19 protein-coding genes are annotated in these 19,378 nt (G+C 69.8%); 4 read left to right on the top strand and 15 right to left on the bottom strand.

Annotation, left to right across the window (positions count from 1 at the left end):
* Nucleotides 1-358 precede the first annotated feature (358 nt).
* From ACIRP2_RS27065 to ACIRP2_RS27030, 8 genes are all read right to left on the bottom strand, one after another.
* The gene (locus ACIRP2_RS27065; RefSeq protein WP_404254605.1) at nucleotides 359-919 is read right to left on the bottom strand and encodes an MOSC domain-containing protein; all 561 of its coding nucleotides are present in this window, start codon (nucleotides 917-919) and stop codon (nucleotides 359-361) included.
* A gap of 31 nt (nucleotides 920-950) precedes the next feature.
* Entirely contained in the window at nucleotides 951-1,214 is a 264-nt protein-coding gene (locus ACIRP2_RS27060; RefSeq protein ID WP_404254603.1) for an acyl carrier protein, read from the bottom strand.
* A complete protein-coding gene (locus ACIRP2_RS27055) occupies nucleotides 1,190-2,209 on the bottom strand; it encodes an NAD(P)H-dependent flavin oxidoreductase (protein ID WP_404254601.1) in 1,020 nt (339 codons plus the stop codon). Before ACIRP2_RS27055 ends, ACIRP2_RS27060 begins: the two co-directional genes overlap by 25 nt.
* On the bottom strand, nucleotides 2,206-3,069 hold the full coding sequence (locus tag ACIRP2_RS27050; protein WP_404254599.1) for an aminoacyl--tRNA ligase-related protein: 864 nt from the start codon (nucleotides 3,067-3,069) through the stop codon (nucleotides 2,206-2,208). Before ACIRP2_RS27050 ends, ACIRP2_RS27055 begins: the two co-directional genes overlap by 4 nt.
* A complete protein-coding gene (locus tag ACIRP2_RS27045) occupies nucleotides 3,056-3,961 on the bottom strand; it encodes a diiron oxygenase (protein WP_404254597.1) in 906 nt (301 codons plus the stop codon). Before ACIRP2_RS27045 ends, ACIRP2_RS27050 begins: the two co-directional genes overlap by 14 nt.
* Nucleotides 3,958-4,872 (bottom strand): inositol monophosphatase family protein, encoded by a 915-nt coding sequence (locus ACIRP2_RS27040; RefSeq protein ID WP_404254595.1) that lies wholly within the window; start codon nucleotides 4,870-4,872, stop codon nucleotides 3,958-3,960. The genes ACIRP2_RS27045 and ACIRP2_RS27040 overlap by 4 nt, the downstream gene beginning before the upstream one ends.
* Nucleotides 4,869-6,137 (bottom strand): aspartate aminotransferase family protein, encoded by a 1,269-nt coding sequence (locus ACIRP2_RS27035; protein WP_404254593.1) that lies wholly within the window; start codon nucleotides 6,135-6,137, stop codon nucleotides 4,869-4,871. Before ACIRP2_RS27035 ends, ACIRP2_RS27040 begins: the two co-directional genes overlap by 4 nt.
* Nucleotides 6,138-6,271: 134 nt before the next feature.
* Nucleotides 6,272-6,844, bottom strand: a complete 573-nt coding sequence (locus tag ACIRP2_RS27030; RefSeq protein ID WP_404254591.1) for a hypothetical protein — start codon at nucleotides 6,842-6,844, stop codon at nucleotides 6,272-6,274.
* Nucleotides 6,845-7,434: 590 nt separating this feature from the next.
* Here ACIRP2_RS27030 and ACIRP2_RS27025 point away from each other — a divergent pair.
* Entirely contained in the window at nucleotides 7,435-7,839 is a 405-nt protein-coding gene (locus ACIRP2_RS27025; RefSeq protein WP_404254589.1) for a toxin-antitoxin system YwqK family antitoxin, read from the top strand.
* Here the strand turns inward: ACIRP2_RS27025 and ACIRP2_RS27020 are convergent.
* Entirely contained in the window at nucleotides 7,836-8,336 is a 501-nt protein-coding gene (locus ACIRP2_RS27020; protein ID WP_404254587.1) for a hypothetical protein, read from the bottom strand. The genes ACIRP2_RS27025 and ACIRP2_RS27020 overlap by 4 nt on opposite strands.
* Nucleotides 8,337-8,445: 109 nt before the next feature.
* Here ACIRP2_RS27020 and ACIRP2_RS27015 point away from each other — a divergent pair, with 109 nt between their 5' ends.
* Nucleotides 8,446-9,060 carry a hypothetical protein gene (locus ACIRP2_RS27015; protein WP_404254585.1) on the top strand — a complete coding sequence of 205 codons (615 nt, stop codon included), beginning with the start codon at nucleotides 8,446-8,448 and terminating at the stop codon, nucleotides 9,058-9,060.
* Nucleotides 9,061-9,123: 63 nt separating this feature from the next.
* Here ACIRP2_RS27015 and ACIRP2_RS27010 read toward each other — a convergent pair whose 3' ends face one another.
* From ACIRP2_RS27010 to ACIRP2_RS26990, 5 genes are all read right to left on the bottom strand, one after another.
* Complete coding sequence (locus ACIRP2_RS27010) at nucleotides 9,124-10,185, bottom strand: phosphotransferase family protein (protein WP_404254583.1); 1,062 nt, start codon at nucleotides 10,183-10,185, stop codon at nucleotides 9,124-9,126.
* An 86-nt stretch (nucleotides 10,186-10,271) separates the two neighbouring features.
* Nucleotides 10,272-11,198, bottom strand: coding sequence for an ROK family protein (locus tag ACIRP2_RS27005; protein ID WP_404254581.1), 927 nt, complete (start codon nucleotides 11,196-11,198; stop codon nucleotides 10,272-10,274).
* Nucleotides 11,195-12,265, bottom strand: coding sequence for a zinc-binding dehydrogenase (locus tag ACIRP2_RS27000; protein ID WP_404254579.1), 1,071 nt, complete (start codon nucleotides 12,263-12,265; stop codon nucleotides 11,195-11,197). The genes ACIRP2_RS27005 and ACIRP2_RS27000 overlap by 4 nt, the downstream gene beginning before the upstream one ends.
* A gap of 510 nt (nucleotides 12,266-12,775) precedes the next feature.
* The gene (locus ACIRP2_RS26995) at nucleotides 12,776-14,326 is read right to left on the bottom strand and encodes an acyl-CoA synthetase (RefSeq protein ID WP_404254577.1); all 1,551 of its coding nucleotides are present in this window, start codon (nucleotides 14,324-14,326) and stop codon (nucleotides 12,776-12,778) included.
* Complete coding sequence (locus ACIRP2_RS26990; RefSeq protein ID WP_404254575.1) at nucleotides 14,323-15,432, bottom strand: NAD(P)H-dependent flavin oxidoreductase; 1,110 nt, start codon at nucleotides 15,430-15,432, stop codon at nucleotides 14,323-14,325. The genes ACIRP2_RS26995 and ACIRP2_RS26990 overlap by 4 nt, the downstream gene beginning before the upstream one ends.
* A gap of 182 nt (nucleotides 15,433-15,614) precedes the next feature.
* On the opposite strand from ACIRP2_RS26990, the gene ACIRP2_RS26985 reads away from it, so the two are divergent.
* Nucleotides 15,615-17,465: a serine hydrolase gene (locus ACIRP2_RS26985; RefSeq protein ID WP_404254573.1), complete on the top strand. Its 1,851-nt coding sequence runs from the start codon at nucleotides 15,615-15,617 to the stop codon at nucleotides 17,463-17,465.
* Nucleotides 17,466-17,528: 63 nt separating this feature from the next.
* Here the strand turns inward: ACIRP2_RS26985 and ACIRP2_RS26980 are convergent, their stop codons facing one another.
* Nucleotides 17,529-18,173 (bottom strand): LysE family transporter, encoded by a 645-nt coding sequence (locus ACIRP2_RS26980; protein WP_404254571.1) that lies wholly within the window; start codon nucleotides 18,171-18,173, stop codon nucleotides 17,529-17,531.
* A 205-nt stretch (nucleotides 18,174-18,378) separates the two neighbouring features.
* On the opposite strand from ACIRP2_RS26980, the gene ACIRP2_RS26975 reads away from it, so the two are divergent.
* Entirely contained in the window at nucleotides 18,379-19,254 is an 876-nt protein-coding gene (locus tag ACIRP2_RS26975) for a phosphotransferase (protein ID WP_404254569.1), read from the top strand.
* The last annotated feature ends 124 nt before the right edge of the window (nucleotides 19,255-19,378 follow it).

The raw sequence follows: 19,378 nt of genomic DNA, 5'->3' as shown, positions 1-19,378 counted from the left end.
GGTCACGAGCGCACAACATAAGTGGATCACACGAGCGCGTGCCAGCGAATTTCGAGCCGCCACGTCGTCGACTGCACGTCAGAACCGGCCGCGCGCGGTTCGGAACACGTCCGTGCCCTGAACGGAGAAGCACGGGCCGACGCCACTCGGGATGCCGAGGCTGTCGAGAGGGCGGTCCGGATGCGCGACCAGGGTGGTCAGGGTGTCGGCCCACACAGCGCTACGAGCAGGTCCAGGCGGGACTGTCGCACCAGGTGCCGTGGTGCCACGGCGCGCAGTCGGTGCCGTCCCCCGGCGCTGCTGGACGAGCAGTGAACGGCGTCCGCGTCGGGGTTTCCCGGAGGTGCGCCGGTGCGGGTCACGGGCGGTGCTCCTCGGTGCGGGGTGGTGGTTCCGGCGGAGACGGAGAGTTCGTCGGGGGCCGGGCGGTGAGGCCGCGTCCGTGGCCCACCGGGTCCCCGACGTGGATCGTGCCGCCATGGACGATTTCGGCGCGCAGCCCGCCCCGGTGCAGGAGACCACGGACCAGGCCGGGACGGGTCAGCTGTTCGAGGCGGACGCAGGGTTCACTCAGCCGAAGCCCGCGAAGCGTCACTCCGCCGACCCGGAATTCCGTGCCCACCAGAGGATTGAGCCGTATGCCCCGGCACACGACGTTGCGCCTGCACAGTGCGGGGGACAGCTCGATACCGGTTTCCCGGGCCAGGGCCTCCAGGGCTTCGAGCTCGATCAGGGTGACGTCGCAGACGCCGGAGGCACGGCCGATACCGCGACGCCCGGGTCGCGGCCCCTCCCCCGCCCAGTAGTTGCGGTCGCCCTCGAGACCGCGTCCCGCGACGGCGCGGGCCTGCGCGACGCAGTAGGTGGGTGCACCGGCGACAGCGGCCAGATGCACGGAGACGACCCGCCCGTACTCCACGATCCGGCCTCCTCCGGTCGACCCCGCCGTCCTACGAGCCATGCTTCCCCACACTCGTGGCCTGCGGGGAGAGAAAGTTGTCGTGGATGGCCCGGAGCGAGCGGAAGCGGTCCACATCCAGTTCCTGCAGGGGCAGTTCGCGGCCGACGAGGTCTTCCAGCAGCAGGATGAACTCCATGAAACCGAGGGAGTCGATGAGCCGGTTCTCGATCAGGTCGAGATCGGCCGGGATCTCCCCGGTCTCCGGGTTCCTGGCCAGCAGCCATGCGGTCACCGGCTTGAGTGCTTCTTCCATGACCCACCTTCCGTGGATGTGACGTGGGTTCGGCCGACCGCCTCGTAGGGGCGGCGGAATCGTTCGACGAGGACGGCGGCCGGGTACTGTCCGGCGACCCGGGCACAGGACCGGCCGCAGTACATGGCCATCTCCTCGATCCGGCCCACCGTCTCCGCCACCGGGACCGCCGCGCTGTACCGGGGAACGGGCCACCGGCCGCCCCCCGCTCCGGTCGTCGCGATGAACGTCGCGGGGTGCCGGGGCGCCGTCCCCGTCAGGGGGTTGTGCAGTACGCGATGCGGGCGGGCGGGCCAGCCGATGTCGAAGCGCGTGGTGACCACGGTGTCGTCCGCCGCCGCGTCGACCACGCGCTGTTTGTAGTAGGGGTGTGCGGCGGACTCCACCGCGGGAACGAAGAGGGTTCCGGCCATGGCCCCGTCGGCGCCCTGCCCCAGCACCCGTGTCAGGTCGGAACCGGTCGCGACGCCGCCCGCCACCGCCAGCACGGCGTCGGGGTACCGCGCGCGTGTCTCACGCAGCAGGCGCGCCGCGGGCAGCTCACCGAGAAGGTGCCCGCCCGCCTCGGTGCCCTGGAGGACGAGGACACCCGCACCCAGCCGGAGAGCGGCTTGCGCGTCGCGGAGCGTACCGACCTGGACGACCAGGACGCGGCCGGACCGTACGACGTCGTGTGCGGCGTCGGCGTCCGGCAGGCCGAAGCTGGTCACGAAGGCGTTCGCGGGCAGTTCGTCCAGGGCGGCGCGGAGCTGGGCCCGGCAGCCGGCCGGACCTGTCACCTCGGGGATGATGTTCACGCCGAAGGGGCGGGAGGTGGAGGCGACGACGGCACGCACCAGTTCCCGGACCCGCTGCGGAGGTTCCTTGTAGAGCGCCAGGGCTCCCCCGGCCCCGCCCCCGGAGACCGCGGCGCACAGGTCGGGCCCCGCGATGCCTCCCATACCTGCCTGGAGCAGCGGCAGGTCGAGGCCGAGGACCGACGTGAGCCGGTTCACTCCCCCTCGCCGGCCTTGCGGACAGCCGCGGTCGCGGCGCGGAGGTCGCCCTCGAAGCGTTCGTTCAGCACGTGCACCCAGCGTTCCAGTCCGAACGCGACGCAGCCGGTGAACGCGGGCTTGTCGGCGTAGCTGATGGAACGGCGCTCTCCGAAGAAGTTGCGGTGATTGTTCATCGAGGCCACGGCGGTGCCGTCGGTGTACAGGTACTCGTCCTTGACCGGCGCGAGCAGTTGCATGACGGTGCGCGCGCCGTCCTTCTCGAAGAAGGGATCGGTCGCCGGCTGCCGGGAGAGGGAGAGGCCGAGACCGGCGGCGAAGACGGCCAGCCGCGCATAGTGGTGTTCCAGGTGGTCGCGCACCTGTTCGGCGGATCCGATGCAGATGATCTCCCGCATGGTGAAGCCCCACAGTCTGCGCAGTCCGTCGTGGTGGTCTTCGTGACGGAAGCACTGTGCGGCCGTGCTCACACGCAGAGGACCTTCCGCCGCGGTTCCGGAGAAGTGCAGGAAGCAGCCGTAGCAGGCTGCGGAGGGCAGCAGGTGGCCGGCGTCGGCGAGGTCGTGCGCGGGCACGGGGCCGTCGGCGGTCCCCCGGCTGTGGGCGTCGAGGCGGTCGGGCCGGACACGGGAGACAGGGCTGCCCAGGTGCGGGAAGTTGCGGAAGTAGTCGAGGGTGCGCAGATCGTCGACGCCGAGCAGCGGGGGGAAGGTCATCCGCACGGCTCCCGCGCGGGTTCCCCAGTGGGTGAACACGTCGTCCAGGGTGCGCAGGAGTACGGTCGCGGGCTCCCCGAAGGAGGCGAGTCCGTCGCGCACGGTCCAGTGGCCGGTGCGGGCAGCAGCGTCAGTTCCCGGCATCGAGCACTCCGATCCGGGAGAGGAAGTCGGTGGTCTTGTGCAGCACCCGGGCGTGTGCGGCCTGCCGGGCGGGGTGGGCGAGCAGCCGCTGCCGGAGCGCGTAGCCGTCCGCGATCCCCGCGTCGCGGTACACGGCGGGGTTGTAGAACGACTCCACGCTCGTGGTGATGTAGCGGCCGACGTAACTGCCGGTCGCGCGCCGGGCCCGTTCGTCGATGCCGCTCGCCACGAGCCGGTCCCACAGCAACTGCACCAGCCGTCGTCCGAAGGCGATGTGGCGGGATTCGTCCTGGTGGTGGAGGCGGTTGAGGTGGCGGATGGTCGGGTGCAGCCGTTCGTCGGCCGCGATCCGGACGTTGTAGTGGTCGACTATCTGCTCGAAGACCAGGATGCGGACGAAGACCAGGAAGTTCTCGATCGCCGCGTCCTGCGGGGTTTCGGGCAGTCTCAGTTTCTTGTCGGGGTAGATCTTGCCGGCGTACTTGAGGCAGAACGTGGCGAAGAACCACATGTGGTCGTTCTCCTCACCGACGAAATGGTGGAAGAACTCCGAGGGGGTCTCGAAGCCGGGCGTGTGGATCCGCCGCATGACCTCGATGAGCAGTTCCCTGATGCCGTGCACGTTCAGGCTGTAGAAGTGGACGCTCTCCCAGCGGCTCAGGGCGTGCAGTTGCCGCGGGGTCAGGGCCTCCATCGTCTCGGTGCCGTGGACCGTCAGCAGTTCCGGGGACATCCAGAAGCCGTCGGTGGGAATCGACTCGGGCCAGTCGAATGTGGTGTACGGGTTGTAGTAGTCCGCCGTCGCCTTGTCGGAGAGCCGTTCCAGCAGTGCACGGAACTCGGCGGTGCCGTCGGGGGCGGGCGGGCGCGCTGCGGGTTCCTGTCGGGTCAAACCCTCCATCGGATGCCCTCCAGCAGCGCCTTGTGGAGTTCCGGTGTGGAAGCGGCCACGCAGGAGCGCTGGTTGCCGACGCCCAGATCGGTGAGCACGGTGTCGCCGAGCGGTTCGCCGTAGCCGTCGGTGATGACGGCTCCGGCCTTCTCGGCGAGGAAGACGGCCGCCGCGATGTCGTAGGGGAACAGGTGGAGCACGCGTCCGTTGCCGACCCGCTCGAACTCGGGCAGGAGGCCGGGGTCGTCACGCAGCAGCCTGTTGCCGATGTCGACGTAGGCGTCGAGCTGGCCGGTGAGCAGCCGGGAGATGGAGTACGTGGCACTGTTGAAGACGAACACGCCGCCGGTGTTCGCGGAGCGGTCGATGAGGTGGCCGTAGGCATCGGTCATCAACCCTGCGGGGTGGCCGTTGAATTCGAGGGACCAGAACATCCGGGAGAGGTCGGTCGTCGTGGTCAGGGACGGTACGGGGTGGTCGTAGCCGTGGGCACTCACCCCGTCCGCGCCGCGCTCCCCGTAGAGGTAGGCCCCTGTCCTCATCTCCATCAGCAGCGCGTGTTCCACGTCCGCGATGCGGGGGCGCTCGGACATCCGGGCGACGGCCACGGAAACGGTGGCCGATTCGAGTCCGGCGACGGCGGGCCTGGTGCCGTCGATGGGGTCGACGACGAGCAGGTACTCGGGGGCGTTGCCGTGGAATTGCAGTCCCCGGTCCTCGGAGTAGACGGCGACCGGAACGCCGCCGTCGACGACGTGCTTCCAGACGGCGGCCTCCGCCACGTCGTCGAGGCCGAACTGCGCGTCGCCACCGGGTGAATGTCCTCGTACCAGCCGGCTGTCGAGCCGGTTCTGCGCGGCCAGCACCTCGTCGCGCACCGATGAGGCGAGCCGTACGACGTAGTCCTTCATGCTGCCTCCGTGGTGAAGAGTGCGTCCAGCCGGTCGCAGAGCAGGTCGGCTTCGGCCCGGGTGATGACGAGCGGCGGCCGGATCTTGATGACGTTGCCACGACCGTACCGGGAGGTCCGCAGGATCAGGCCGTGGTCCATCCCGCGCCGGGCCAGGGCCTGGGCCCGGTCGCTGTGGGGACGTCCGTCCTCGTCGCCGATCTCGATGCCGATCATCAGTCCGAGTCCGCGCACGTCCACAATGGACGGGTGAATCGCGGCGAGCTCCCGCAGCCGGTCCATGATGTGGGCTCCCACCTCTCGTACGTTCTCCAGGAAGCCGGGGCGGCCGATGACGTCGAGGGTCGTCGCGGCGGCGGCCGCCGCCAGGATGTTGCCGCCGTAGGTGAACGAGTGGTGGTCGCTGCTGAGTCCGGACATCCGCTCGTCGGCGACGATGGCGGCGACCTGGGCGCCCGAACCGCCCAGCCCCTTGCCGGTGGTCAGGATGTCGGGGCGCACACCGTAGTGCTCGGCGGCGAACATCCGGCCGACGCGGCCGATGCCCGTCTGTATCTCGTCGAAGATCAGCGCGATGCCCCGCTCGTCGCAGAGGGTGCGCAGCGCGGCGAGGTATCCCTCGGGCGGCACGATGTTGCCGCCGCTGCCCGAGACGGGTTCCACGACGATGCAGGCGACGCTGCCCGAACTGGCGTGGTCGAGGAAGTCGTTGACCCGCTCGACGCAGAGCAGCCCGCAGGTGTCGGGGGTCTGCCGGTAGAAACAGCGCAGGCAGTAGGGGTCCGGGACCTGCAGCACGCCCGGCATCAGATGCGGGAAGGGCGCCTTGCGAAAGGACTCGCCCGACATGGTGGTCGTCATCATCGTCTGGCCGTGATGGCTGCGGAAGAGGGTGATGACATCGCGCCGCCCGGTACTGATCTGGGCCATCTTGACCGCGCCCTCGTTGGCGGTCGATCCGCCCGAGACCTTGAGATGCACCTTGGTGAGGTTGTCGGGAGTGACCTCGACCAGACGTCGCACCAGGTCGTTGACCGGCTTCGTCTGGAATGTCGACGTCGCGTGCACCAGCCGTTCGATCTGGTCGCGCATCGCCTTGACCACTTCGGGATGGCTGTAGCCGAGGCTGAGATTGAAGGTGCCGGACGCGCAGTCGATGTACTGGTTCCCGTCCGCGTCATAGAGATGGATCCCTTCTCCGTGATCCATCAGATAGTCGCTGACCGGGTAGTAGATCAGCTCTTGGGCGTGCGTCAAGTCGACCATGTGTCTCCTGATGCTCACGACGTGGCATTTCGACGTGCCCGGCAAGTGCCCTTCGACGGGGCCGTTCCGTGCGCTCGGAACGGCCACCGCCCATCATGACTCCCGTGGCGACCGGGAAATCCGGTGCTGGAATCTCAGATGTCCAGCACGAAGGTGAACGAGGCGTCCCAGCCGTCCTCGGTCCGATGGACATCCATCAGACACTCGGGCCGGAAATACTTGTCCAGATGATTGCGCCGTTCGTCCGGGAAGTACAGCATCGTGGTCAGTACCTCGCCGCCCGGCGGCTGCACCTTGACGTGCACGTGGCGCGTCCGGCCCGGGTACACGGCGGGCAGCACCGTCTCCAGCCGCCAGTTCCCGTCGCTGTCGGCGAACAGGTGGCCCCGGAGCCGGAACCCCTCCTCGTCGTAGACGCCCTCGTCCCCGACCTGCCAGAAGTCGAGGAGTGCGCCGCCGATGGGCTTGCCCTCGGGGGTGACGATGCCGCCGTGGAGCAGGAGTGGCGTGCCGCCCTCCACGTCGCCCCTGAAGTCGGGCTTGTGCGGGGTGTCGGGCTTGTAGAAGGGTCCCTCCTTCTGCTCGGGAGTGGGCGGGGTTCCGTTGCACCTGACCGTCGGTGTCGGCGTCAGGTTCCTGTCGGATCCACCCGAAATCCCTTCCCCGGAAGTGGACTGCAGGGCGCTTTCCGGCCTCGTGTTCTCCACTGCGAAATTCTCCCTTGTTCAAGGATCTTTCGACTTACGGCAGCTTAACGGCCCAACTTTCCACTGACCAGAACGAATCAGCCTGTTGGGGAGTGCATATTGGCCAAGAACACCAAGGGAGTCATTTTGCGATCTTTGCATTCTCGTCGAACGAATTACCCAGGCATATGGGGAAGGCATTTTCGTCCCAGGAGAATTTGCGATGCGACTGGAGACGGAAAGCGATTCGGGAGAGACGCGTGAGAAACCTGTGGACGGTGTCCGGTGCCGCGCACCGGGTGTTCCCCATCCGGTGTCCCGTGTCCGGGTGTACCCGATTCCGGCGGCCGCGTGCTCCACGCGGCACGCACAAGTCCCCGTCTCCGGCGGACCGGTGCGACAGCATGCCCCGCGCGATGGCCGCCTGGGGCGATCTCGCCATCGGAGCTCTTTGCACGGCCGGAGTGAAGAACATCGCGGCCGGCCTCCCGCAAAGCCCGCGGCCCACTCCGCCCCTGGCGCTCCTCGGCCTCGGTCGACCAGGAACCGGACGTCACACGACTACGCCGAAGCGCTGCCCCGCGCGCCCGGCGAGTTGTACGGTGACCCGCGTGACACGGCGAGAGCACGACCAGGAGGCGCGGGAGGAGCAGAGCCCGCGGGCACCGGACGGTGCCCCGGCCCACCTGCGGATCGACTGGAAGCTGGACCGCGACGTCATCGACGACGGCGGCGTCCACGGACCGCCGCTCACCTACAAGGGTGTTCCGTTCACCGGCGAGCTGGTGGAGGCTATCGGCGATCAGCTGCTGTATCAGGACTTCTACGTCGACGGCCACGCGCACGGACCGACCCGCTCGTTCTGGGCCGACGGACTGTTGATGCCCGAGGGCCTCATGGTGTGGGGCCGGTGCCACGGCGTGTTCCGCTCCTGGAACCACGACGGCACCCTGGCCGGGGAACAGGTCTTCGACGACGAGGGCGACTTGATCGAGGTCCGCGGGAACCCGCGCTAAAGCTCGCCGGTCGGGTGGTCGATCCGGTCCGGGAAGGGGTCCCCGGGGTTCGGGTCGAACATGAAGGTCGGCGTCCCCCCGGACATGCTGAGGTATCCGTCGATGCTCTGCCTGACGCTGAACCCGTATCCGTCGGGGCTGTGCGCGAATCCCTCGATCGGCGGCGAATCCCTGTGGGTCCGCGTCGTCCAACCCCGGTCGGTCCAGACGCGCATCACCATGTCGAGATACGCGCCGGAGGTGTCGGGCGTGGTCCCGACCACCCAGTACCCGATCTCGAAGGCTGCGGACCGACCGACGTCACCACCCTCGTCGCCATCGGCATCGTCATCGTCGAAAGGACTGCCGAACAGGGTGACGCCGTCGTGCAGCCTCGCCCTGGGGAGGTCCGGATGCCTCAGCGCGAGGGACAGTTCGGCGGGCAGCGCCCGGAGCGTTTCGGTGAGATGCCGCAGCAACTGGGCACGGGCCGCGGCGTGCGTGACGATCGGCAACATACTTTGACCTCCTGAAGGGGAAATCATGGGTCCCATACCTGGCGCGCACGAAGAACTGGACCGCTTGGGCCGAGCCCTACGGTCTCAACTGACCATGATGATCGACGACTTGACCCCCGGAAGTGATCTGAGTCTGCTGTTCCTCGACGAGCCTCGGGTCGCCGACTGGCATGAACCACCCCGCTACCAGTACGCGGCCGAGTTCTTCACCGGAAAGCACCCCGCGCATGTCGGCGCCGCCGACATGGTGTCCCGCGCGGCCGCACTGCTCACATCGGCGGGCTGGCGGCAGAGCACTACGGCATCGCAGGAGAACCCTGGCCGGACACCCCGCATCGTGGTGACCGGCTGCCACGACAACGGCTGCACCATCGAGATCCACGTGGCCGACGACCATGCCCCCGTGCCCCCGTCCAAGGTGTGGTTCAGCGGGCGGACGCCGGCGATGGCCCTGCGCGAGCCGGAGGAGTTCCGGTGGCCGGAGCCGATCCACACCGCCGAAACCGTCACGTCCGGACACGTGCTGTGCTATGAGTGCGACAGCCTGGGACGATGCCCCGAGTGCGGGGGCCGCGGCTGGGTGCCGGACGAGACGCACGGCCGGGAGAGCTGCCGTGCATGCCGCCGGACCCGCGTCTGCCTGATCTGCCGGGGCGCGGCCCAGCTCCCTGTCTCCGGGCTGTCCTCGTACCAACGCGGCCACTACCCCGGATTGGACCGGTAGAAGGCCTGCCCCCGGCTTCTCGTCCGCACCCGGCGCGGCCCGCGCGCCCCGCGCGATGGCCACCTATGGCGATTCGCCGTGATCCCGAGCGCCGTGTTCCGCGCTGCGGGCCCGGAGACGTGGAACTCGGCGGGCACGGTCCGACGTCGGTCCCTGTTCGTGTGCCAGGTGGCGGAACAGCACCGTCCGTGCCCCGGCGAAGCATGCGGCGTCGGGCGGAGCGGTGAGAATGTCCGCGAGGGTGAACAGGTCCAGGGTTCGGCTGAGTTCACGCCAGTCGCGCGGCAGGGGACCACCCGCGTCGCGGTAGCCGGACACGAATCCGTCCACGAAGGAGCTCGGATACAGATGCGCGAAGCGCAGCATGTTGCCGACGTCGTAGAGGGGCGAGCCGCTGAACGCCTGCTCCCAGTCCAGCACCGCCACCACGTCCCATCGGCCGCCCCGCCGCGAGACCAGCACGTTCTTGGGGTTGAAATCGCAGTGGACCAGCCGACTGTGCCCGTTCACCTCTGCGACCCGGTGGCCGGTCCTCGCGGCGAGCCCGCGCAACGCGTCGGTCTCGTCGGGCGTCAACGCGTCGCCGTTGCCGGTGGCCAGGCAACGCTCGACGAAACCGGGCAGGTCGGCGGCCTCGCCACCACTCTCGGCCGGCACGAGGCTGACATCGTGGAAGGGGCCGGGCCGGGGAAGCCGGACCGCTGCGATCCCTGCCAGGACCCCGCCCACCGCGACGCCGAGTCCGGCCGCCTCGGCCGCGGTCGGCTTCCCGGCGAGCACCTGGCCGAGGGAGACACCGTGGACGAAGCGGTAGACCAGCGTGGGCCTGCCCGTGACGTCCCCGTACGGATCGGACGCGACCACGTCGACCACCGGGACCGTCGGCGCCACCCGCTCCAGGACGGCCGTCTCCACGGCACAGGTGTTGCGTCGCATCCGCGTCCCGCTGGAGCGGTACCGGCGCAGCACGTACCGCTCCCCCTGGCCTGTCGTCACCAGACGCATGTCGTTGGTGAATCCGCCCGGCAGCGGGCTCACCGCCGAGAGGTCGAGGCCGGGCAGTGCTCGTTCCGTCAGCCACGCACGGGTCCGGGTGTCGAGGCCGCCGTGATCACCGGTCGTCATGCCGGCCAGCCTTCCCGTTCGTGGTCCCTCTCACGCGGCCCCTGCCGCCAACCGCGGGACTTCCGTGCCCCGGCCCTCCTGGAAGGTCACGCGATCGCGTCGCGGGCCGCGCGCCGCGCGTCCTCGGCGGCCCGTTCGGCCAGTACGAGTCCTCCGGCCGGTCCGGCGAGCCGACCGAGCGTCGCGGGGACCACGAAGTCGTCGGCGGCATGCTCCGGCAGCCCCGGATAGCCGGCCAGTGTCCGGGCGAGTTCCGCCCGCAGCAGAGGGAACAGGCCGGGAAGGACGGCCATCCCTCCCCCGATCACGATGCGTTCGGGCGCCGTCGTGTAGATGATGTCGCGCAGTCCGGCGGCGAGGTAGACGGCCTCCATCCGCAGGGCTCGTCGAAGCACGTCACCGCTCAGCTCCTCCGCCGGTCGTCCCCAGCGGGCGGCGACCGCCTCGCCGCCCGCCATGCCCTCCCAGCAGTCCGCGTGGAACGGGCAGGACCCCGGGAAGTCGTCCCCGGGAATCCGGGGGACGCTCAGATGCCCCATCTCCGTGTGGACCAGGCCGTTGATGACACGTCCGCCGATCACCGCACCACCTCCGATGCCGGTGCCGACCGTCAGGTAGACGTAGGTGTCCCGGTCACGCGCGGCGCCCCAGCGTCCCTCACCGAGCGCCGCACCGTTGACGTCGGTGTCGATCCCGACCGGCACGCCGAGCGCCGACCCGATCGTCCCCGCCACGTCCACTCCGGACCATCCGGGCTTCGGAGTCGCCGCGAGACGCCCGTACGCGGGATGCGAGCGGCGCAGTTCGAGGGGGCCGAACGACGCGATGCCCACGGCGTCCAACGGCCCCTTCGCCGAGGCGTCCTCGAAGAAGGCCACCGCCCTGGCCAGCGTCGGTCCGGGCTCTCCCGTGGGAAAGCGGATCTCGTCCTCGATCCGGTCGGGCGCCGATCCGACGAGACAGACGAACTTCGTCCCGCCGGACTCGATCGAACCCAGCCTCGGCCCGTTCACGCGCCCACCGGCCAGCCGTCGGCTCCGACCGGGCCCGTGTCGGACCGGATGACGACCTTCATGGCGTCGTACCGTCTGCCCGTCCCGCCGCCGACCCCGCCGAGTGCGCCGAGCGCGTCCTCGTACGCCTCCAGCGGGAACTCGTGCGTCACCAGGCGCTCCAGTCCCAGTGCGCCCGCCAGGTCGACGGCCACGGGGAAGGTGTCCCCACGGAAGTCACCGGCTCCGATCAGCCGGATCCCGCGATTGGTCAGGCGGAGGGGGCGCAGCGGCACTTCGTAGCCGTCGTCGAAGCCCATCAGGACGACCCGCCCGCCGTCGTCGATCAGACGCAGGGCGTCGTCCAGTCCGCTGCCCGTGGTGTCGAACACCACTCCGGGGCGATCGCCTCCGAATGCCTTCACGAGGGCCTCGGCCGGATCGGTGCGGGACACGTCCACCACGTGTTCGAACGCGTCGCGCGCCGCGGACAGCCGATAGTCGTCCGTCTCGGCCACGACCACGCACCGTGCGGTCCGGGCGGCGACCTGGGCGACGAGCATCCCGATGGGACCCGCGCCCAGGACCGCCACGGTGTCGTCGACCGTCAGACCGGCCGCCCGGACGTTGTTCAGGACGCAGGCGAGCGGCTCGATGAGTACCGCGCCGCGGAACGGCATCCCGTCCGGAACGCGTTGTACGAACCGCTCCGGCAGCACCACACCGTCGGCGTACGTCCCGTCACGGTCCACACCGACTTCCGTCCCGGTCTTGTTGCGGCAGAAGTTCGTCGCGCCTCGCACGCACGGCGGACACCAACCGCAGTACAGCGTCGGGTTGACCACCACCCGGTCCCCGACGGCGAGCGACCGCACCCCGGCACCCACCTCCTGGACGAGGCCGACCGACTCGTGGCCGAGCACCACCCCCGGCCTGGCCGGGAAACGCCCGTGCAGGATCTTGCGGTCGGTCCCGCAGATCCCGGTGCCGACGACCTTCACCACCACGTCGTCGTCGGCGCCGACACATGGTGCCGGGCGCTCCTGAAGCTCGACGGAACCGGGGCCCAGATAGACGAGTGCGCGCACAGGTACCTCCCGATCGGTGTGCGGCAGCAAGCGCTGCCGGCGCCGTGCAAGGCGAAGCTGTGTTCGACCATCGACGTTAGCGCAGGGGTACCTGCCGAGAAACAGCGCTTCTGAGCCGTTGGGAGCCAGGACCCCGTTGCTGCCGGACGACGTCGGTCCGTCCGGCGCGGCCCGCCCCGTCGCGGCCTGCCCGGGGCCCGGCGCACAGGACTGCGACCGTCACCGCCACGACGGCGGACACGGTGCCTACTGCGGTTGCCCCAGGAGCGGAGCCCGGCGTATGACGAACGAGGGGGCACGGGTGATCACGGTGCCCGGGGGTCCTGCGCGCTGTCGTGGTCCCGGCGCGGCGCCCCGTCGGCAGGGTCCGCTCGCGACGCGCGACATCGGTCCACGGCACGGCGGCGCGATGTCGTGCGTGGTGAGGGGCGGGTCCGAGCGCGTCCGGGCTCCCGGGGAGAGCCCGGACGACCACGGCTCGGGGCGGCCGGCACCGGGGCGGACGTCGGTTCACAGTGCCCGGCTGTGCCCTTCCCAGTACGGGTCGCGCAACCGCCTCTTGTACAGCTTGCCGTTGGGGTCGCGGGGCATCGCCTCGATGAAGTCGATGCTCCTGGGACGCTTGTACCCGGCGAGGTGGTGTGCGCAGTGACTCAGGATCTCGGCGGCGAGCACGTCCCCCGCCTCGTGTCCCCCGGCCGGTTCGACCACCGCCTTGACCTCCTCGCCCCAGTCGGGGTGGGGGATGCCGAAGACGGCGGCGTCGGCGACCGCGGGATGACCGAGGAGCACGCCCTCGATCTCGGCGGGGTAGATGTTGACACCACCGGAGATGATCATGTCGATCTTGCGGTCGCGGAGGAAGAGGTAGCCGTCCTCGTCGAGGATGCCGAGGTCGCCGACGGTGAAGAAGTCGCCGATGCGGTTCTTCCGCGTCTTCGTCTCGTCCTTGTGGTAGCTGAAGCCGCCGGTGTTCATCTTCATGTAGACGGTGCCGAGTTCGCCCGGCGGCAGGCGGTTGCCGTCGTCGTCGAAGACGGCGAGTTCACTGATCGGCCAGGCTCTGCCGACCGTGCCCGGCTTCTTCAGCCAGTCCTCGGCGGTGGCGAAGGCACCACCGCCCTCGCTGGCCGCGTAGTACTCCTCGACGCATCCCCCCCACCAGTCGATCATGGCGCGTTTGACGTGGTCGGGGCAGGGCGCTGCGCCGTGAATGGCGTGGCGCATGGCCGTCACGTCGTAGATCCGCTTCACCTCGTCGGGCAGGGCGAGGAGGCGGTGGAACTGGGTCGGGACCATGTGTGTGTGGGTGCAGCGGTGCGTGTGGATGAGCCGCAGCATCTCCTCGGGGGTCCATTTGTCCATCAGGACCAGTGGGTGCCCGATGTGCAGGGCCGCGCTCGCGAACTGGAGGACGGCCGTGTGGTAGAGCGGCGAGCAGACCAGGTGGACGTTGTCGTCGAAGGGTTTGATGCCGAAGATGCCGAGGAATCCGCCGAGATGACTCTCCTCGGGAAGCTTGCCGGAGAGCGGACGCCGGATGCCGCGCGGTCGACCGGTGGTGCCCGAGGTGTAGTTCATCACCCAGCCGAGGGTGCGGGCCTCGGGCGGCGCGTCGGACCGGCCTTCGAGCAGTTCGGTGTACGGGCGGAAGCCGTCGATGGTACCCACGGCATAGCGATGGCTCGCCGGGAGTCCCGCCTCGTCGGCGGCGGCGCCGGCCGCCGGTGCGAACCGCTCGTGGGCGATGAGCACCCTGGCGCCGGAGTCGGAGACGATCCAGGCGATCTCGGAACCGACGAAGTGGTGGTTGACGGGTACGAGGTAGAAGCCGGCCTGGGCGGCGGCGAGGTGGGCGGTGAAGAATTCGACCCCGTTGGGCAGGACGACCGCGAAGGCGTCGCCCTGTCGCAGCCCGGCCGCCCGCAGTCCGTGGACCATGCGGTTGGCCGCGGCGTGCAGCCTGCCGGCGGTCCAGCTCTCGCCGTCGGGCGCGATCAGCACCGTGCGGCCGGGATCGGCGGTGGCCTGGGCCCAGAAGCCGTTGGGCGTCCGGTTCATGAGGCGCTCCGTCCGGCGATGAGATTGATCCGGTCCACGGCACGCTCGAAGCCGCGGGTCAGGTCGTCGAACACGGCCTGGACGCTGCGTTCGCTGTTCATCCTGCCGACGATCTGGCCGACGGGGGTGCCGAGCAGGGCTCCGGTCTCGTACTTCTGGATGCGCGAGACGGCCTCGGCCACCAGCAGCCCCTGGAGCGGCATGGGCAGGGGGCCCGGACCCGACGGATCGTCCCACGCGTCCGTCCACTCGGTCCGGAGTTGGCGTGCGGGCTTGCCGGTCAGCGCTCGGGAGCGGACGGTGTCCCCGGAGCCCGCGGCGAGAAGCTTGCGCGTCAGCGCGCGGGAGTGGAGGTCGGCCTCCTCCGTGGTCAGCCAGAGCGAACCCAGCCAGACGCCCTGGGCCCCGAGGGCGAGTCCGGCGGCGATCTGTTCTCCGCTGCCGATGCCGCCGGCGGCCAGGACGGGGAGCGGTCCCACAGCATCGACCACGTCCGGCACCAGGACCATGGAGGCGATCTCACCGGTGTGGCCGCCCGCCTCGTATCCCTGGGCGACGACGATGTCGATGCCCGCGTCCGCGTGGCGGCGGGCGTGCTTGGCACTTCCGGCGAGCGCGGCGACGAGCACGCCCTGGTCGTGGGCGCGCCGCACGACGTCTGCCGGTGGCGATCCGAGGGCGTTGGCGAGAAGTTTGATGGGGTGGTCGAAGGCGACGTCGAGCTGGTTGCGCGCGACCTCCTCCATCCACCCCGTGATGCGCCAGCCCGACTCGTCGCCCTCGGCGAGTTCGGGTACGCCGTGCTTCGCCAGGGTGTCCTGGACGAACCGGCGGTGCCCGGCCGGGATCATCGCCTCGACATCGGCCTCGGTCACCCCCTCGACCTTCTTCGCAGGCATGACGACGTCGAGGCCGTACGGCCTGCCGCCGGCGTGCTCCTGCATCCAGTCGAGATCGCGGGCCAGGTCGTCGGGGGCGGTGTAGCGGACCGCGCCGAGCACGCCGAATCCGCCGGCCCGGCTGATGGCCGCGGCCACGGCGGGGAACGGCGTGAAGCCGAAGATGGCGTGCTCGACTCCCAGTTTCTTGCTCAGCTCCGTCTCCATGGGCCGCAGGATGCCGCAGTCGGACATCCGAGGGAAGACATTTTCTGATGCAGTGTCAGATTCTTTGTGGCGCCGGGGTGCTCCGTGACGGCGATGGTGACAGTAATCTCTGCGGCGGAAGGAAGTTTCATCATCGGACGAAGTTTCGAAAATTATTTTCAGATGGTGGGAAGGGGTTCCGGATGAGCGAGGACGCGGCCGGCAGAGGGATCAGCCGACGCAGGCTGGGCGGTGGGATGCTGGCTCTGGGCGGGGCACTCGCCCTGGCGCCGATCCCCTTCGCGGAGCGAGCGGCGGCCATGGAGTCGGAGGCGGAGTCGTCGGGTATGCGCGCAGAGGCCGGAACGAGCGCGGCGTCGACGCAAGGACAGCCGACGTTGCGGCGCGGATCGGCCGCTCGTGCCGGGTTGCTGCAGGGCCCCCTGGACCAATTGGTCGCCGATGCGGAGAAATTCCTCTCCGACTCCCCCAAGCATCCGTGGTACGCGGGTGCGGTGCTGCTCGCCGGACGCGGCGGCACGGTGGCACTGCACCACCCGATCGGCAAGGCCGTGCGCTACGCGGCCTACGACGAGAAGACCGACACGGGGGTGGAGTTCCCGCCCGACCGGCAGATCGCCATGGCCGAGGACACGATCTTCGACCTGGCCTCGGTGTCCAAGCTGTTCACCTCGATCCTGGCCGTACAGCAGATCGAGCTCGGGACACTGGAACTGGAGGCGAAGGTCGCCTCGTACCTGCCCGAATTCGCCGGTGGCGGCAAGCAGGACATCACGGTCCGTCAGCTGCTCACGCACACCTCGGGATTCCGTTCCTGGATTCCGCTGTACAAGGCCCCGACGCGGGAGGGAAAGCTGGAGCTGCTGTGGAACGAGGTGCCGGCCAACCCGCCCGGCACGGTGTACCTCTACTCCGACCTCAACCTGATCTCGTTGCAACTGGTCCTGGAGAAGATCACCGGCCGCACGGAGGACGTACTGCTCCGTGAGCGGATCACCGCTCCGCTCGGGATGCATCGCACCCGGTACAACCCGCCGGCCGCCTGGAAGCCGAAGATCGCCGCGACCGAGGATGCCCGGCTCCCGTGGTCCGGCCTCGACCGCGGACTGGTCTGGGGCGAGGTGCACGACGAGAACGCCTACAGTCTGGACGGCGTGGCGGGCCACGCCGGGGTCTTCTCCTGTGCCTGGGACCTCGCGATCCTCGCCCGTACGCTGCTCAACGGCGGGGTGTACGGGCGCGCGAGGATTCTCTCCGCGGAATCGGTCGATCTGCTGTTCACCGACTTCAACACCGCGTTCCCCGGTGATGAGCACGGTCTCGGTTTCGAGCTGTACCAGCACTGGTACATGGGGGCGATGGCGACTCCGCGCACGGCGGGCCACACCGGTTTCACCGGCACCAGTCTGGTCCTGGACCCGACGACCGACTCGTTCCTGATCGTCCTCGGCAACTCGGTTCACCCGGTGCGCAATTGGCGCTCCGGCAGCGCGCCGCGCGTGGCCACCGCCAATCAGATGGCGCGCGCCGTCGCGGTCCGTCCCGCGCGGGGACGCACGGCGTGGTTCTCCGGACTGGCGAGCGCCACGACAGCCACGCTCACGCTGCCCGCGCTGCGACTCGCGTCGTCACGGGCGACGCTGAGTTCGGCCCTGTGGTGGGACACCGAGCCGGGGTCCGACTTCCTCTTCCTGGAGGCGTCGGCGGACGCCGGGGCGAGCTGGCAGCCGGTGCCGTTCACCACCGTGCCGATGGCCGAACGTCACCGGCGTGAGCCCGATCCCCATCCGACGGGCTCGGTCTCCGGCTGGTCCGGCCGGATCTGGCACCGTCTGGACGCGGATCTCGCCGCGTGGCGCGGCAAGGAGGTGCGGCTGCGGTGGCGTTACACCACGGACCAGCTGTACGTGGGACGCGGGGTGTACGTGGACGCCGTCCGGGTCGAGGACGGCAGCCGGACGGTCTTCGACGAGAGCCGGTCCGGCGATGCCGCGCGCATCGAAGCGCTGGGATGGACCGCTTCGGCCGACTGAGGCGGGCTTTCGCGCCATTGGCCGACCGTGCCGGGGAAGGGCCGTCCCCCTTCCCCGGCACGGTCACAGCAGCTGGACGGCGAGTGCCGTGATGAGGACGCTGGAGACCACAGCGGTGACCAGTTGCCCGCGGCTGCTCGTCACCACCCGGCCGAGCAGCGCTCCCCCACCGGCGAGAAACAGCTGCCAACTGGCCGACGCCGCAAAGGCTGCCAGTACGAACACCGCCCGCTCCAGGTGGTCGGCGTCGGCGGTGGTACGGCTGCCGAGCACGAGCGCCGCGAAGTAGATGACGGTGGCTGGGTTCATCATGGTCATACCGAGCAGCATCACGTAGGACCGTGCCGGACCGACGGGATCCGCTCCGATCCCGGCTGCGGCCCGCCGCCCCCGATACCGCACGATCGCCGCCGCGGCGCCTCGGACCGCCAGCGCGATCAGCACCAGTGCCGACACCCATCGCAGGGGCGACATGGCCGGTGTGAGCACATGCGTGAGCGAGGAACCCCCGACCACCGCTACGAGCGCGTAGAGGCCGTCGGCGGTTGCGACACCCAGAGCCGCACAGACCCCCGTCCTCAGAGATGTCCGGGCGGTGAGGCCCACCAGGTAGGTCCCGACCGCCCCGACCGGTACGGCGATGCCGTACCCGGCCAGAAGTCCCGCGACCAGGACGGCGATCACGGGCGGCCGGGAGTCGGTCTCCACAGTCGGGCGGGCTGCTGTCGAACACACACTGAGCGGGCGGCAGGGATCTGCGGCAGCGGGGCGGTGATCGATTCCATGCGCAGATGGTGGGGCCGGCGCGGAGCCGTGGGCAACGCATTTTCTCGACGCCGGACCGTCCGGGGCCGGCAGTGCGGCGTCGTCACCCCCTTCCTGGTGGCGGATCCCTACGACGGAGAATGCTCCGATGACCACATCTCCGCAGAACTGGACGCGCGCCGAGCGACTTGATGCCGACCGGGTGACCGAGGCCCTGAACGCCGAGGCAGGTGTCCGGCTGGTGGTGGAGGGACCCTGTCCGGGAGGGGAGGTCGGTGCCGCGTACGTGCGGTGGCCCGACGGCCATCGATCCGTTCTGAAGTGGCGGCCGGACGCACGGCTCCAGGATCTGCGGGCGGGACCGCTGGCGGTGTGCGACGTGCTGCACGCCCAGGGGTATCCCTGCCCGTCGACGGAGTTGGCGGTCCAGGTGGATCACGCGGTCGTTCTGGTCCAGCAGTGTCTGCCGGGTACGCCGGTGAAGTGTCTGGACCACCATGGTCTGGATCAGGCACTGGCCCTCAACGAGTCGCAGGCCGGGCTGCTGGCCGGACGTACGGATGTCCCGACGATGAACCTGTATCTGCTCGACGACGGCCCCGGCTACTGTCTTCACGGGCCACTGCGTCGGCACAGCCGGCGCAGTGGTGCCCTGGAGCACCGGGTCAAGTCGGTCGGGGCCGATCACCCACACCGACTGCCCGGGAACGACGTCGTGCACCACGACTTTCACCACGGCAACCTGCTCGCCCTCGACGGCTCGCTCACCGGGGTCATCGACTGGGACGGCGCCGGCCGGGGCGACCGCCGTTTCGACCTGGTCACCCTGCGCTTCGGGCTGCACGCGAACGATCAGGCCCCGGGCGTCACCGGCCGCCTCGACGACATTCTGGACGGCCTGCCCGACGATGTCCTGCGTCCCTCCTGGGCGCATATGAGTCTGCGCATGGTCGACTGGGCCATCAGGCACTTCGCGCCGGGCGACGTCGAGCACTGGCTCGACCTGGCCGAGCAGCGCGTGTGACGGTCGGAGGGCACGTGTGCTGCGGCGGGGCTGTGCTGGACGAAGCGTTGCAGCTGCCGCCTGTTCCGGTGCCCCGCCAGCCCGGGGCGGCCGTACGCTTACCGCTTCGCCTGCTCCCGGGAGC

The sequence above is a fragment of the Streptomyces sp. NPDC101194 genome, assembly GCF_044767885.1.
In the GTDB taxonomy this organism is placed as follows: Bacteria; Actinomycetota; Actinomycetes; order Streptomycetales; family Streptomycetaceae; genus Streptomyces.
This window is presented reverse-complemented; position numbering and strand designations above follow the sequence as displayed.

Excerpts from the sequence above, each read along its gene's own strand:
- ACIRP2_RS27010 (WP_404254583.1), bottom strand. The coding sequence starts at position 10,185 with ATGACGACCGGTGATCACGGCGGCCTCGACACCCGGACCCGTGCGTGG.
- ACIRP2_RS26985 (WP_404254573.1), top strand. The coding sequence starts at position 15,615 with ATGAGCGAGGACGCGGCCGGCAGAGGGATCAGCCGACGCAGGCTGGGC.
- ACIRP2_RS26995 (WP_404254577.1), bottom strand. The coding sequence starts at position 14,326 with ATGAACCGGACGCCCAACGGCTTCTGGGCCCAGGCCACCGCCGATCCC.
- ACIRP2_RS27040 (WP_404254595.1), bottom strand. The coding sequence starts at position 4,872 with ATGAAGGACTACGTCGTACGGCTCGCCTCATCGGTGCGCGACGAGGTG.
- ACIRP2_RS27050 (WP_404254599.1), bottom strand. The coding sequence starts at position 3,069 with ATGCCGGGAACTGACGCTGCTGCCCGCACCGGCCACTGGACCGTGCGC.
- ACIRP2_RS26990 (WP_404254575.1), bottom strand. The coding sequence starts at position 15,432 with ATGGAGACGGAGCTGAGCAAGAAACTGGGAGTCGAGCACGCCATCTTC.
- ACIRP2_RS26975 (WP_404254569.1), top strand. The coding sequence starts at position 18,379 with ATGACCACATCTCCGCAGAACTGGACGCGCGCCGAGCGACTTGATGCC.
- ACIRP2_RS27020 (WP_404254587.1), bottom strand. The coding sequence starts at position 8,336 with ATGTTGCCGATCGTCACGCACGCCGCGGCCCGTGCCCAGTTGCTGCGG.
- ACIRP2_RS27060 (WP_404254603.1), bottom strand. The coding sequence starts at position 1,214 with ATGGAAGAAGCACTCAAGCCGGTGACCGCATGGCTGCTGGCCAGGAAC.
- ACIRP2_RS27035 (WP_404254593.1), bottom strand. The coding sequence starts at position 6,137 with ATGGTCGACTTGACGCACGCCCAAGAGCTGATCTACTACCCGGTCAGC.